Genomic DNA, 13,456 nt, shown 5'->3' with positions numbered 1-13,456 from the left:
ACGCGGGAGGGAACGGGACGACCGGTGCGGAAACGGCAGTGGCGCCCGCCGGAAGATCCGGCGGGCGCCACTGTCAGTCGTACCGGGGAGGGTCAGCGACGGCTCTCGCCGCTGCCGATCTCCTCCCGCTCCGGCCGGGCCTCGACCGGCGGGTGCCCCGGCGAGACCGGCGCCTCGGCCGGCTTCTCGATCGGGTAGAAGAAGCCCCGGATCGCCGGGCCGAGGGCACCGAGCCGGTTCATCTTCTTCGGCACCACCCAGCCGACGTAGTCCAGCGCCGGCGGGTGACCGTCGTGGCCGTCGGCCGAGGTGAGCGGCTGGTGGACCTCGACGAACCGGCCGTCGGGCAGCCGCTTGATGATGCCGGTCTCCACGCCGTGGGCCAGCACCTCCCGGTCGTGCTGCTGCAGACCCAGGCAGATCCGGTACGTGATGTAGTACGCGATCGGCGGCAGGATCAGCAGGCCGATCCGGCCACCCCAGGTCATCGCGTTCAGGCTGATGTGGAACTTGTCCGCGATGACGTCGTTGGCGCCGGAGAGGGTCAGCACGACGTAGAAGGCGAGCGCCATGGCGCCCACGGCGGTCCGGGCCGGAACGTCCCGGGGCCGCTGGAGCAGGTTGTGGTGCTTGTAGTCCTTGAGGCGGCGCGCCTCCAGGAACGGATACATCGTCGACAGGCCGACCAGGATTCCGGGCAGCACCACAGTCGGCCAGAACAACGGTGGGATGACGTACCCGTTGCCGATCGGGATGTGGATCTCCCAGCCCGGCATGAGGCGGGTCGAGCCGTCGAGGAACATGACGTACCAGTCGGGCTGGCTGGCCGCCGAGACAACCCACGCCTCGTACGGGCCGAACAGCCAGATCGGGTTGATCTGGAACATGCCGCCCATCAGCGCGATCACGCCGAAGACGACCATGAAGAAGCCGCCCTGCTTGAGCGCGTAGCGCGGGAACATCCGCTCGCCGACCACGTTGGAGTTGGTCCGGCCGGGGCCGGGCCACTGGGTGTGCTTCTGCTTGAACACCAGGCCGAGGTGCACGCTGATCAGCGCCACCAGCAGACCCGGGACGAGCAGCACGTGGGCGATGAAGAAGCGGCTGATGATGATGGTGCCGGGGAACTCCCCGCCGAAGATCGACGAGCTGACCCAGGAGCCGATCACCGGGATCGACAGGATGATCGCGGAGGCGATCCGCAGACCGGTGCCGGACAGGCCGTCGTCCGGCAGCGAGTAGCCGGTGAAGCCGGCCAGGAAGCCGACCCAGAACAGCAGCGAGCCGATGATCCAGTTGGTCTCACGGGGCTTGCGGAACGCGCCGGTGAAGAAGACCCGCAGCATGTGGACCACGATGGCGGCCATGAACAGCAGGGCCGACCAGTGGTGCATCTGCCGCATGATCAGACCACCGCGGACATCGAACGAGATGTCCAGGCTGGAGGCGTAGGCGGCCGACATCGGGGTGCCCCGCAGCGGCGCGTAGCTGCCGTTGTAGATGACCTCGGTCATCGCCGGCTCGAAGAAGAACGTCAGGAAGACGCCGGTGAGCAGCAGGACGATGAACGAGAACAGCGCGATCTCGCCGAGCAGGAACGACCAGTGGTCGGGGAAGACCTTGTTCAGCAGCTTGCGCAGGGGCGTGGCCACCTGGAAGCGGTCGTCCACCGCCCGCGCGCTCTTGGCCGGCAGCGCTGCTGCATCAAACTTTCGGCGCTTCATGGCCGCTCCCAGAAGTCGGGACCGATGGTCTCGGTGTAGTCGGACTTCGCCACGAAGAAGCCCTCCTCGTCCACCTCGATCGGCAGCTGCGGCAGCGGCCGGTTCGCCGGGCCGAAGATCGGCTTGGCGTTGTCGGTGATGAGGAACTGCGACTGGTGGCAGGGGCAGAGCAGGCGGTTGGTCTGCTGCTCGTAGAGGCTGGCCGGGCAGCCGGCGTGCGTGCAGATCTTGGAGAACGCGACGTAGTTGCCCCACATGTAGTCGCCGTGGCCCTTGCGCTCGTTCGCGGCGCGCGACTTCTGCGCGTCGTCCTCCCGCAGGTGGATGAGCAGGGTCGGCGAGTCGGCGTGCAGGTTGCTCACGCCGCCGTCGATGCCCGGGAACACGGTGAGCTGGCCGCCGACGCTGACGTCGGCCGGGCGGATCGGGCGGCCGTCCTCACGGATCAGCCGGATCTTCTTGCCGCCCTCGCCCGGCTGGAAGCCGGTGGTGAACATCTGGTTGTTCTTGTGCGGCTGCTCGATCAGGCCACCGATCAGCGGGGCCGCGGCCACCGCGCCCACCGGCGCCAGGCCGGCGAGCAACGAGATGCCGAGCAGCGGCCGGCGACGGACGCCCATCTCGTCGGCCAGGTAGAGCATGGTCTCGCCGGTGATCTTGCGACCCTCCGGGTCGTCGGCCTGGTCGTGCCGGTCCTGGATCGAGACCTCCTTGGGCAGCAGCTTCTTGCCCCAGGTCAGGATGCCGAAACCGATGCCCAGCAGCGCCAGGCCCAGCGTCACGCCGAGCAGCGGCGTGTAGAGCTTGTCGCCGCCGGTACCCGGCTCCCACTGCCACGGCCACCAGATGTAGACCACCAGGAAGGCGGTCGCGAAGACGCCGGTCAGCAGGAACATCAGGGCGACCGTGCGGGTCAGCCGGCGCTCGGCCTTGCTGCCCGGGACCACCTGCGGCTCGTAGTGGACGATCTCGATGTCGTCCCGCCGCGCGCCCTCCTGGACGATGTCGAACCGGGAGAGCCGGGGGTCGTTCACGTCGAGCGGCTCCGGGCCCTGCTGGGCCTGGTGCTCGGTGTGGGTGCTCATGCCGTCACCTCGCTACGGGTGACGCCGGGGGTCGGCGCCACAGCACTGGAAGCATTGATCCGTCCGGTCACGACTTGCCCGCGATCCACAGGCTCGCGAAGACCAGCGCGACGATGCCGACCAGGAAGATCGCGAGACCCTCGGTCGACGGGCCGTAGCGGCCCAGGTTGAAGCCGCCCGGATCGCCGTCGTGCTTCAGCGTCTCCTGGATGTAGGCGATGATGTCCGCCTTCTCCTCGGGCGTGATCTGGTTGTCGCCGAACACCGGCATGTTCTGCGGGCCGCTCAGCATCGCGGCGTAGATCTGCCGGTCGCTGGCCGGCGCCAGGCTCGGCGCGTACTTGCCGGAGGACAGCGCGCCGCCGCCGCCGCTGAAGGCGTGGCACTGCGAGCAGTTGATCCGGAACAGCTCACCACCGGTGGACAGGTTGGCGCCCTCACGCAGGTCGCCGTTGGGGACCTCCGGGCCGCCGCCGAGCTCCTGGATGTACTGCCCGAGCTGGCGCACCTGCTCGTCGGTGAACTGCGGCGGCTTGCGCATGGCCTGGGCCTCCTGCCGGGCCATCGGCATGCGACCGCTGCTGACCTGGAACTCGACCGAGGCCGCTCCGACGCCGATCAGGCTCGGACCGCGGCCCTCGACGCCCTGGGCGTTGCGACCGTGACAGGTCACACAGCTCACGTCGAACAGCGCCTTGCCCTCGTTGCCTGCGGCGGTCAACGGAGGGTTGTCCTGCGCCTGCACGCCGGGGGCGAAGACGGTGTAGGCACCGCCGGCCAGCATCAGCGCGGCGAACAGCCGGACCGCGGCACCCAGCCGGCGGCGGCCCCTGCTGCGCGCTACGGGCCGCCCGCGCAGCCGCGCGAGCAGACCGCGTCGGCGGTCGTTGTCAGAAGTCATGACCTGTGTCCTTAACCGGTTGGACCTTGTCTCAGGGGACGGAGCAGCGGCGCGGTTCGTGACGCGCCAAGATCACTGGAGCCAGTAGATCATGGCGTAGAGCCCGATCCACACGACGTCCACGAAGTGCCAGTAGTAGGACACGACGATCGCCGAGGTCGCCTGGGCGGGGGTGAACCGGCCCATCGTGGTACGGATCATGAAGATCACGAAGGCGATGAGGCCGCCGGTCACGTGCAGACCGTGGAAGCCGGTGGTGAGGTAGAACATCGACCCGTAACCGTCTTCGTTGATCTTCACACCCTCGTGCACCAGGGTCCGGTACTCGTTCAGCTGACCGAGCACGAAGATCAGACCCATCACGAAGGTGATCGTGAACCACCGGCGCAGAGCGTGGACGTCACCGCGCTCGGCCGCGAACACGCCGATCTGGCAGGTGATCGAGGAGAGCACCAGGATCACCGTGAACGTGGTCGCGTACGGGATGTTCAGCACCTCGGTGTGCTTCTCCCACTGCTCCGGCGCCGCCGCGCGGATGGAGAAGTACATCGCGAACAGCGCCGCGAAGAACATGAGTTCGCTGGAGAGCCACACGATCGTCCCGACGCTGACCATGTTGGGTCGGGTCAGGGAGTGGATCCGGCTCTTGTCAATGGCTGGGGCCGCAGTCACGCGGTCATTATTGCCCCTGACCGGGACCGACGATCAGCGGGGTGCCAAACCGGTCCCTTCCGTGGCCCGATCGTGGTGGTCCGCTTCGCCTGACCTACCCTGAAAAGCGTGCTGCACGTCGATCAGATCCGCGCCGTCACCTCGGCTGTTCCGGCGACACTGGCGGCGGGAGGCGAGGGCGCCCCGCCGCCGTTCACCGTGACCCGGGTCCTCACCGAGACCCGGCTGGACAGCTGGCTCACGCTGGGCATCGTCCTGGCCGCCGGCCTCTACCTCTACGGGGTGCACCGGCTGCGGCTGCGCGGCGACCGCTGGCCGGTCGTCCGTACCGTGTCGTTCCTCGGCCCCGGCCTCGGCGGCATCGCCCTGGTCACGCTCACCGGCCTCGGCGCGTACGACACCGCCCTGCTCTCGGTGCACATGGTGCAGCACATGGTGCTGTCCATGATCGCGCCGATCTTCCTGGCGCTCGGCGCCCCGGTGACGCTGGCGCTGCGCACGCTGCCGGTGCGGCCCCGCAAGCGGCTGCTCGCGATCGTGCACAGCAAGGTGATCCGGATCTACAGCTTCCCGCTCGTGGCGTTCGCCATCTTCGTGGTGAACCCGTTCGCGCTGTACTTCACCGACCTCTACGAGTTCACCCTGCGCCACGAGTGGGCGCACGAACTGGTCCACGCGCACTTCATCGCCACCGGCTGCGTCTTCTTCTGGCCGCTGCTCGGCCTGGACCCGCTGCCCGGCCGCTGGCCGTACCCGGGGCGCGCGCTGCTCATGCTGCTCTCGGTGCCGTTCCACACCGTCCTCGGCCTGACCATCATGCAGAGCACCACGCTGTTCGGCGGCGACTGGTACCCGTCGCTCAACCTGTCCTGGTCCGACCCCTGGAACGACCAGGTGGTCGCCGGCGGCATCCTGTGGGCCGGCGGCGAGTTCGTCAGCGTCACCATGCTCGCCGTCCTGGTCGTCCAGTGGGTCAAGCAGTCCGAGCGCGAGGCCCGCCGGCTCGACCGCGAGCTGGACCGCCAGGAGGCCCGCCAGCGCGCCGCGGAGGCGAGCACCTGACGGCACGTTCCGGGGTACGCCCCGAGCCCGCCGGGCGGGGCGACGGCCCGGATGTGACGACCGCTACGATCAGCGGGCAGCTACGAGGTGGGAGCCACGTCACGATGAGCGATCGTCTTTGCACCGTCCTGCTCTACAGCGACGACCCGAAGGTCCGCGACCGGATGCGGCTCGCCGTGGGCACCCGGCCGGCGCCCGGGATCGAGATCGAGTTCGTCGAGGCCGACGACTACAACGCCTGCATCCGGCTGGTCGACGACTACGAGATCGACCTGCTCCTGCTCGACGGCGAGGCGACCCCGGGCGGCGGCATCGGCATCGCCCGCCAGATCAAGGACGACCGGGACGACGCGCCGCCGACCTGCGTGGTGCTGGCTCGCGCCGCCGACCGCTGGCTGGCCGCGTACGCCGAGGTCGACGCCACGCTGACCCACCCGCTGGACCCGGTGGTCGCCGGCAGCACCGTGGCGGAGCTGCTGCGCCGCACCCACGCCGCGGCCTGACCCCTCCGGTCCTCGCGCGCCACGGCGACGCGGCCGTGGCGCGCCCCAACCGCATTCCTCACGCCGCTCGGGAGGCCCGCCATGGGCGAACGGACCTGGCCGCTTCTGCTCAACGCGCTGCTGCGCGGCGAGGAGCTCTCCACCGCCGACACCGCGTGGGCGATGGGCGAGATCATGGCCGGCTCGGCCACCCCGGCGCAGATCGCCGGGTTCGCCGTGGCGCTGCGCACCAAGGGTGAGACCCCCGCCGAGCTGGGCGGCCTGGTCGAGGCCATGCTGACCCGCGCGGTGCCGGTGCACCTGCCCGAGGACGTACGCGCGACCGCGCTGGACGTGGTCGGCACCGGCGGAGACCTCGCGCACACGGTGAACATCTCCACCATGGCGGCGCTGGTGGTCGCCGGGGCCGGGGTCCGCGTGGTCAAGCACGGCAACCGGGCCGCCTCCTCCTCGTGTGGCACCGCCGACGTGCTGGAGCAGCTCGGCGTACCCCTCGACCTGGCACCGGAGCAGGTGGCCCGCTGCGTCACCGAGGCCGGCATCGGCTTCTGCTTCGCCGCCCGCTTCCACCCCGGCATGCGCCACACCGGCCCGGTCCGGCGCGAGATCGGCGTACCCACCGCGTTCAACTTCCTCGGCCCGCTGACCAACCCGGCGCGGCCCCGCGCGGGCGCGGTGGGCTGCTTCGACAAGCGGATGGCCCCGGTGATGGCCGCCGTCTTCGCGGCCCGTGGCGACTCCGCGATCGTGGTACGCGGCGAGGACGGCCTGGACGAGTTCAGCACCGGCGCCCCCACCCGGGTCTGGGTGGCGCAGCAGGGCAGCGTCACCGAGGCCGTGCTGGACGCGACGGACCTCGGCGTGCCCCGGGCCACCCTGGCCGACCTGCGCGGCGGGGACGCGGTCTACAACGCCGACGTCGTCCGCCGCCTGCTCGCCGGTGAGACCGGCCCGGTGCGGGACGCGGTGCTGGTCAACGCCGCTGTCGCGCTTGCCACCCAGGGTCCGCTCGACGGCGATCTGCACGAGGTGCTGCGGGCCAATCTGGACCGGGCCGCCGAGGCTGTCGACTCGGGCGCCGCCGCGGCCGCGCTGGAGCGCTGGCTCGAGGTGGCGCGCGCCGCCTGACGGCGGCCTGGCGCGGGTGTTGTCGTACCCGCGTGCCAAACTACACGGGAGTTATTTTCCGTTTTCGGTCTTTCGTTTTCGGTCTCTGGTCCGCCGGCCGGCGTCTCACCGCCTGGGCCGGTGCCCGGAGCGAGAGGAGCCTCCCGTGTCTGACCGCGAGCTGCACTGTGACACCTGCGAGGGCGTCGTGCTGTTCGAGGCGCCGCCGTGCGGCGACGGGCACGGCGCCGACTGCCCGGAGCTGATCTGCACCGGTTGCGGCGCGGCAGTGGTGATCGCCACGTTCACGTTCCGCGAGACCCGCCTGGCGAGCCGCCGCACACCCCGCCGGCCGTCCCACCCCCGGGCCGCCTGACCGCCGCTCCCTCCCGCTCCCTCCCGCCCTCCCGCCCGTCCGCGCCCTGTCTGCGCGCCGCGCCTGTCCGCGCCTCTTGGCGCCCCCGCGCCTGTCCGCGCCTCTTGCGCCCTCGCGCCTCTTTGCGCCCCCGCGCCGCGAGCGGCCGCCCACCCTTCTCCACTCCGCCCCGCACCGCCCCACCCCGCCCGACAGCCCAACCGTCCGCCGCTCGTGATCAAGGAGTTTGTGTCCCCCACGGTCGCCCCGGTGGACCCAAACTCCTTGATCACCGCTTGGTGGCCGGGGTGGCGAGGGCTCTCCCCGGCCGAACCGGTGATCAAGGGGTTTGTGTCATCGACGGCGCGCGAAAGTGCCTCAAACTCCTTGATCAACGAGGCCGGGCCGGCGCGGGAGCGCACGGTGGCCGGCGCTCGCCTGGGCGGTCGGCGGTGCGCGTAAGGCGTGAGGGCGGGCGTCGGGCCTTCGGGCGTGAGTGTCGGCCCTGCCCCCGTCACGGCACCCGGCCTTGAACGCGGACGAGCGGTGCGGTGAGCGAGATCTTGGAAGGAAAGGGCCCCTATGAGGGCGCTTTCCTTCCAAGATCTCCTGTGGTCCTGGCAAGTGGAACGGCGCTTCCGGTGAATGGAACGGCCCGGTGAGCGAGAACCCGGGTGGTGCGTGTCGGAGGTGGAGCGGGCACCAGGCCGACCGCACGGGCGGCGATCATGAGGTTGGCGGGGACAAAAAGGACCGCCAGCGCCGTCAACTTCATGATCGACGGGGACGGGCGGAGGGTGGGGGCGGAGGGTGGGGGGAAAGCGGCAGGCCCGCCTCCCCCGGTGGGGGGTGGCGGGCCTGCGGCGGTGGGTCTGTCAGTGCTCGGCGGTACGGCGGGTGCCCGAGTAGTACTCGAACAGCAGCCCGCAGGTGGCGAGGACAACCGCCACCAGGCCCAGTCCCAGCAGCCAGAACTGCCAGAACACCAGGCCGAGACCGGCGATCGCGGCGGCCAGCGCCAGCCCGAACGGCCAGTAGCTGCCAGGGCTGAAGAAGCCGACCTCACCGGCGCCGTCGGCGATCTCGCCGTCCGGCCGGTCCTCGGGGCGCAGGTCGATACGGCGGGAGACGAACCAGAAGAAGCCGCCGCACATCGCGCAGAGCAGGAAGGACAGCAGCAGCGCCACCGTGCCGATCCACTCGACGTGACCGCCGCTGTCGGCGTACGTCCAGGCGCCGTAGAGGATCGTCGCGCCGAGGAGGAACGTGGCGATGGTCAGGAAGATCTTCCACTCGGTCTTCATGCCGGACCCCTCAGCTTCCCGCGCCGGTCGTCGCGTCGGACGGGTTGAAGTTGTTCACGTCGCGCCGGGTGTCGAACGGCTTCGTCTCGGTGGCGTACTCTTCCTCACCGATCGCGCCGAGCGCCTCCTGGGTCGACTTGCCGGCCTTCTTGGCCGCCAGGAACTGGTCGTACTTCTCCGGCGAGACGACCCGCAGCTCGAAGTTCATGAAGGCGTGGTAGCTGCCGCACAGCTCGGCGCAGCGGCCGACGAACGCGCCCTCCTGGTCGATGCTGGAGACCTCGAACGTGTTGCGCACGTTGCCCGGCATGACGTCCCGCTTGAACAGCAGCTCCGGCACCCAGAACGAGTGGATGACGTCGCGGCTGGTCTCCTCGAAGCGGATCGAGCGGCCGCTGGGCAGCACCAGCACCGGGATGACCTCGCTGGTGCCGAGCACCGAGGCGACGGTGTTGGCCTCGGGGCCCTGGCCGTCGCGGTAGTTGAACTGCCAGTTCCACTTGAACGCGACGACCTCGACTGTGACGTCCGGGTTCTTCGACTGCTTGTTCACGTCGGTCTGCACGACCGCCGTGTAGTAGAAGAGCACGGAGACCACGAGGATCGGCGCGATGGTGTAGAGGAACTCCATCGGCAGGTTGTAGCGGGTCTGCACCGGCAGCTCGTTGCCGCGCTTGCGGTAGCGGACCACGCACCAGAAGATCAGGCCCCACACGAACACGCCGACGGCGAGCGCCGCGATGCAGGACGCGATCCACAGGTCGTACATGCGGTGCGACTCGGGCGTGATGCCGCCCTGCGGCCAGCCGAACCCGCCGAACGCCTTGCCGACGTCACAGCCGGTGAGCGAGACCAGCAGCGCCGCCGCGCCGAGACCGAGCCCGGCGATTCGACCAGCACCACGCCGCCGGCGTCCACCGGCCCCCGGGGAAGCGCTGTGCCGTACGGCCGAGCGCCGTACCTCCGAACTCCTTGCGACCACCTGGTCCTGCCTCCCTAGCGCGCCGCGGCGGTTGTTCTCCTTGACACCGACGGCAAAGGCGTCACCGACGGTCGCAGATTACTCGACCATGACCGGCCAGGCCGTCTTGGGGTCGCTGTCCACCCCCATCGGGGGGATCTTGGGCGTAACCGGGCGATAGCGTGGAGCCTCATGAGCGTCTCCCCGGTCTACCTGGACGCCGCCAGCGCGGCGCCGCTGCATCCGGTCGCGCGGCAGGCGATGCTGGCCGCACTGGACGACGGCTGGGCGGACCCGGCCCGGCTCTACTCGGCGGCCCGCCGGGCCCGCCAGCTCCTCGACGCCGCGCGCGAGGCCGCCGCGCAGACGCTCGGCGTCCGCGCCGACGAGCTGTCCTTCACCCCCAGCGGTACGGCGGCAGCGCACGCCGCCGTACTCGGAGGCTTGGCCGGGCGGCGGCGGGCCGGGGCGACGCTGGTGCACTCGGCGATCGAGCACTCGGCGGTGCTGCACGCCGCGGAGCGGCACACGGCAGGTGGCGGCGCGGCGGTGTCCGTACCCGTGGACCGGTCGGGCCGGGTGGACCTGGACGCCTGGGCGGCGGCGGTGGCCGCGCCCGGCGTGGCCCTCGCGGCGTTGATCGGGGCCAGTCACGAGGTGGGCACTGTGCAGCCGGTGCCCGCGGCGGCGGAGCTGTGCGCCGAGGCGGGCGTGCCGCTGTACGTGGACGCGGCGCAGCTGGCCGGCCGGGCGCCGCTGCCGTCGGGCTGGTCGGTGCTGACCGCCAGCGCGCACAAGTGGGGCGGACCACCCGGTGTCGGACTGCTCGTGGTGCGCAAGGGCACCCGGTGGGAGTCGCCGTACCCGGCCGACGAGCGGGAGTCGGGGCGTACCCCCGGGGTGGTGAACCTGCCGGCGGTGGTCGCGGCGGCGGCGAGCCTGCGCGCGGCGGCGGCCGACGCCGCGGCGGAGGCGGCCCGGCTGGGTCCGCTTGTCGACCGGATCCGGGCGCGGGTGCCGGCCGAGGTGCCGGACGTGGAGGTGGTCGGCGACCCGGTGGACCGGTTGCCGCACCTGGTGACGTTCTCCTGCCTGTACGTCGACGGTGAGGCGTTGCTGCACGCGCTGGACCGGCGCGGGTTCGCGGTGTCCTCCGGCTCGTCGTGCACGTCGTCGACGTTGCGCCCGTCACACGTGCTGGAGGCGATGGGGGTGCTGTCGCACGGCAACGTGCGGGTGTCGCTGCACCGGGAGACCACCGAGGCGGACGTGGAGCGGTTCCTGGCCGAGCTACCCGGGATCGTGGCGGACCTGCGGGCGGAGGCGGGGGCGACGGACCTGTGAGCGAGCCGGACGAGGTGCTGGACTGCCGGGGGCAGCGCTGTCCCCTGCCGGTGATCAATCTCGCCCGGCTGGTGCCCGGGCTGCCGGCCGGCGCGGTGGTGCGGGTGCTGGCCGACGACCCGGCGGCGGCGGTGGACATCCCGGCGTGGTGCCGGATGCGGGGCCACGAGTTCCTCGCCGAGCGCCCGGGGCCCGCCTACGACGTCCGGGTGTAAGGAAGGGCCCCTTCTTAACGCCTCAGGTAGAGGAAGGGGCCCTTCTTAACACCGGCCGACCAGCAGTCAGCGCAGGTACGCGAGGATGCCCGGCAGCGGGTCGGCGGCCACGGCGGTGTCGACCACCAGGCGCGGGCCGATCAGCGGCTCGTACTCGGCCCGGCGGCGCAGCGTCTGCTCCCAGGTGCCGTGTTCCTCGGGCGGGCGGGCCTCGACGCGGCGGCGGTGCTCCGCCTCGTCGCCGCAGTGCACCTCGATCACCCGCAGCGGCACGCCGGCCCGTTCGGCCACGTCGTGCCAGAGGCCCCGGGCGCTGGCGACCGGGTTCACCGCGTCGACCACCACGCTGAGCCCGAGGCCGAGCTGCACCTCGGCCAGCCCGGCGACCGCGCCGTAGGCGGCCATGCCGGGTACGTCGCCGGTGAGACCGTAGCGGTGCAGGGCGCGCTCGACCGGGTCGACCGGCAGGACCGGGGCGCGCAGGGCGGCGCCGACCCGGGCGGCGAGCGTGGTCTTGCCCACGCCCGGCAGCCCGGCGAACGCGACGAGCACCGGACCGCCGCCGCCGGGGCGGACCTCCGGGTCCACCCCTCCGGCCGGGGCCGCCGGGCCGGTCACAGCAGGTGCGGCCGGACGTCCTCGGCGGCCGCGTCACCGTACGACTCGGCGAGTCGCTTCACGAACAGGTCGCGGCGGACCTCGTACTCCTGGCCGCCGAAGTTCTCCAGCACGAGCGTGGCCAGCAGGCAGCCGACCTGGGCCGCCCGCTCCAGGCCGACGCCCCAGTCGAGCGCGGCGAAGAAACCGGCCCGGAAGCCGTCGCCGACACCGGTCGGGTCGACCGCCTGCATCTCCCGCGCGATCGGCACCCGGATCGTGCCGATCTCCCGGCCGGCGATCTCCACACCCTGCTTGCCCAGCGTGGTGACCCGCACCTTGACCCGGTCCAGCAGCTGCTCGTCGGTGAGGCCGGCCTTGCTCTGGAGCAGCGACTTCTCGTACTCGTTGGTCATCAGGTAGTCGGCACCGTCGATCAGGCCGAGCACGTCCTCGCCGTCCATCCGGGCCAGCTGCTGCGACGGGTCGGCGACGAAGGAGTAGCCGCGGTCCCGGCACTCGCCGGAGTGCCTGATCATCGCGGCCGGGTCGTTGGCGCTGACCAGCACCAGGTCCAGACCGCCGAGGCGCTGCGCCACCGGGGCCAGCTCGATGTTGCGGGCCTCGCTCATCGCCCCGGCGTAGAAGGAGGCGATCTGGCACATGTCGGTGTCGGTGGTGCAGACGAAGCGTGCCGTGTGCGCGACCTCGCTGACGTGCACCGAGTCGCAGTCGACGCCGTGGCGCTCCAGCCAGGAGCGGTAGTCGGCGAAGTCGGCGCCGACCGCGCCGAGCAGCACCGGGCGCAGCCCGAGCTGGGCCATGCCGAAGGCGATGTTCGCCGCGGTGCCGCCGCGGCGGAGCACCAGCTCGTCGACGAGGAAGGACAGCGAGACCTTGTCGAGCTGGTCGGCGATGAGCTGGTCGGCGAATCGGCCGGGGAAGCTCATCAGGTGGTCGGTCGCGATCGAGCCGGTCACGGCGATCTTCATGTCAACCCTCGGGGTCGGGAGCACGGCGCGGTCAGCCTACCGGCCCCCGGGCCGCACGGACGGCGGTCGGTCACCAACCGGTCGATCAGCGCACATCCGGACGTCACGCGCAGGGGGTACGACGAAACGGCGGGCCGCCCCACCCGGGACGGCCCGCCGTTGTCGGTCGGTCTGTCGACTCAGCTGAAGGAGTCGCCGCAGGCGCAGGAGTTGCCCGCGTTCGGGTTGTCGATGGTGAAGCCCTGGGCGTCGATCCGGTCGGCGAAGTCGATGGTGGCGCCGGCCAGGTAGGGGGCGCTCATCCGGTCGACGACGACCTCGACACCGTCGAAGTCGGTGACGACGTCACCGTCGAGCGAGCGCTCGTCGAAGAACAGCTGGTACCGCAGGCCGGAGCAGCCACCCGGCTGCACGGCGACCCGGAGCCGCAGGTCGTCGCGGCCCTCCTGCTCGATCAGGGCCTTGACCTTCTGCGCCGCGACGTCGGTGAGGACGACGGTGCTGGGGGCCTTGGCCTCGGTCGACTCGGTCTGCGCTGGCGTGGTCACGTGGAAGTCTCCCTGCGCGGTATGAGGTCCGGACGTCCTGGCCAACGCCGCACGTCCGCCAGTGATTCCCGGTGTGGTCCGTCTTT

At 71.2% G+C, this 13,456-nt stretch carries 15 protein-coding genes; 6 read left to right on the top strand and 9 right to left on the bottom strand.

The genetic code is table 11. The annotated features are described in order from the left end of the window. Nucleotides 1-92: 92 nt before the first annotated feature. From ML5_RS18630 to ML5_RS18615, 4 genes are all read right to left on the bottom strand, one after another. On the bottom strand, nt 93-1,724 hold the full coding sequence (locus ML5_RS18630; RefSeq protein WP_013287691.1) for a cytochrome b N-terminal domain-containing protein: 1,632 nt from the start codon (nt 1,722-1,724) through the stop codon (nt 93-95). Further along, nucleotides 1,721-2,809, bottom strand: a complete 1,089-nt coding sequence (locus tag ML5_RS18625; RefSeq protein ID WP_013287692.1) for a ubiquinol-cytochrome c reductase iron-sulfur subunit — start codon at nt 2,807-2,809, stop codon at nt 1,721-1,723. Before ML5_RS18625 ends, ML5_RS18630 begins: the two co-directional genes overlap by 4 nt. A gap of 67 nt (nt 2,810-2,876) precedes the next feature. Beyond that, nucleotides 2,877-3,710, bottom strand: a complete 834-nt coding sequence (locus ML5_RS18620) for a cytochrome c (RefSeq protein WP_013287693.1) — start codon at nt 3,708-3,710, stop codon at nt 2,877-2,879. Between the two features lie 72 nt (nt 3,711-3,782). Next, complete coding sequence (locus ML5_RS18615) at nt 3,783-4,382, bottom strand: heme-copper oxidase subunit III (RefSeq protein WP_013287694.1); 600 nt, start codon at nt 4,380-4,382, stop codon at nt 3,783-3,785. Nucleotides 4,383-4,490: 108 nt separating this feature from the next. Here ML5_RS18615 and ML5_RS18610 point away from each other — a divergent pair, with 108 nt between their 5' ends. From ML5_RS18610 to ML5_RS18595, 4 genes are all read left to right on the top strand, one after another. Beyond that, complete coding sequence (locus ML5_RS18610) at nt 4,491-5,444, top strand: cytochrome c oxidase assembly protein (protein ID WP_013475726.1); 954 nt, start codon at nt 4,491-4,493, stop codon at nt 5,442-5,444. 104 nt (nt 5,445-5,548) lie between these two features. Then, nucleotides 5,549-5,947 carry a hypothetical protein gene (locus ML5_RS18605; protein WP_013287696.1) on the top strand — a complete coding sequence of 133 codons (399 nt, stop codon included), beginning with the start codon at nt 5,549-5,551 and terminating at the stop codon, nt 5,945-5,947. Nucleotides 5,948-6,028: 81 nt separating this feature from the next. After that, a complete protein-coding gene (gene trpD / locus ML5_RS18600) occupies nt 6,029-7,075 on the top strand; it encodes an anthranilate phosphoribosyltransferase (protein WP_013475725.1) in 1,047 nt (348 codons plus the stop codon). Between the two features lie 145 nt (nt 7,076-7,220). Then, nucleotides 7,221-7,430: a hypothetical protein gene (locus ML5_RS18595; protein ID WP_013287698.1), complete on the top strand. Its 210-nt coding sequence runs from the start codon at nt 7,221-7,223 to the stop codon at nt 7,428-7,430. A gap of 854 nt (nt 7,431-8,284) precedes the next feature. Here the strand turns inward: ML5_RS18595 and ML5_RS18590 are convergent. Next, the gene (locus ML5_RS18590) at nt 8,285-8,713 is read right to left on the bottom strand and encodes a cytochrome c oxidase subunit 4 (protein ID WP_013287699.1); all 429 of its coding nucleotides are present in this window, start codon (nt 8,711-8,713) and stop codon (nt 8,285-8,287) included. A gap of 10 nt (nt 8,714-8,723) precedes the next feature. Further along, nucleotides 8,724-9,695, bottom strand: a complete 972-nt coding sequence (gene coxB / locus ML5_RS18585; protein WP_013475724.1) for a cytochrome c oxidase subunit II — start codon at nt 9,693-9,695, stop codon at nt 8,724-8,726. Nucleotides 9,696-9,866: 171 nt separating this feature from the next. On the opposite strand from coxB, the gene ML5_RS18580 reads away from it, so the two are divergent. Both ML5_RS18580 and ML5_RS18575 read left to right on the top strand, forming a co-directional pair. Then, on the top strand, nt 9,867-11,018 hold the full coding sequence (locus tag ML5_RS18580) for a cysteine desulfurase family protein (protein WP_013475723.1): 1,152 nt from the start codon (nt 9,867-9,869) through the stop codon (nt 11,016-11,018). Then, nucleotides 11,015-11,233 (top strand): sulfurtransferase TusA family protein, encoded by a 219-nt coding sequence (locus ML5_RS18575; RefSeq protein WP_013287702.1) that lies wholly within the window; start codon nt 11,015-11,017, stop codon nt 11,231-11,233. Before ML5_RS18580 ends, ML5_RS18575 begins: the two co-directional genes overlap by 4 nt. A 66-nt stretch (nt 11,234-11,299) precedes the next feature. On the opposite strand, the gene ML5_RS18570 is transcribed toward ML5_RS18575, so the two are convergent. The 3 genes from ML5_RS18570 to erpA form a co-directional block, all read right to left on the bottom strand. After that, nucleotides 11,300-11,851, bottom strand: a complete 552-nt coding sequence (locus tag ML5_RS18570; protein ID WP_013287703.1) for an ATP-binding protein — start codon at nt 11,849-11,851, stop codon at nt 11,300-11,302. Beyond that, nucleotides 11,848-12,822 (bottom strand): carbohydrate kinase family protein, encoded by a 975-nt coding sequence (locus ML5_RS18565; RefSeq protein WP_013287704.1) that lies wholly within the window; start codon nt 12,820-12,822, stop codon nt 11,848-11,850. The genes ML5_RS18570 and ML5_RS18565 overlap by 4 nt, the downstream gene beginning before the upstream one ends. A 179-nt stretch (nt 12,823-13,001) precedes the next feature. Next, nucleotides 13,002-13,370, bottom strand: coding sequence for an iron-sulfur cluster insertion protein ErpA (gene erpA, locus ML5_RS18560; RefSeq protein ID WP_013287705.1), 369 nt, complete (start codon nt 13,368-13,370; stop codon nt 13,002-13,004). Nucleotides 13,371-13,456: the final 86 nt, after the last annotated feature.

It is taken from the genome of Micromonospora sp. L5 (assembly GCF_000177655.2).
In the GTDB taxonomy this organism is placed as follows: Bacteria; Actinomycetota; Actinomycetes; order Mycobacteriales; family Micromonosporaceae; genus Micromonospora; species Micromonospora aurantiaca.
Note: the sequence above shows the minus strand (reverse complement) of the source record. Positions and strands in the feature narration are given on the sequence as shown.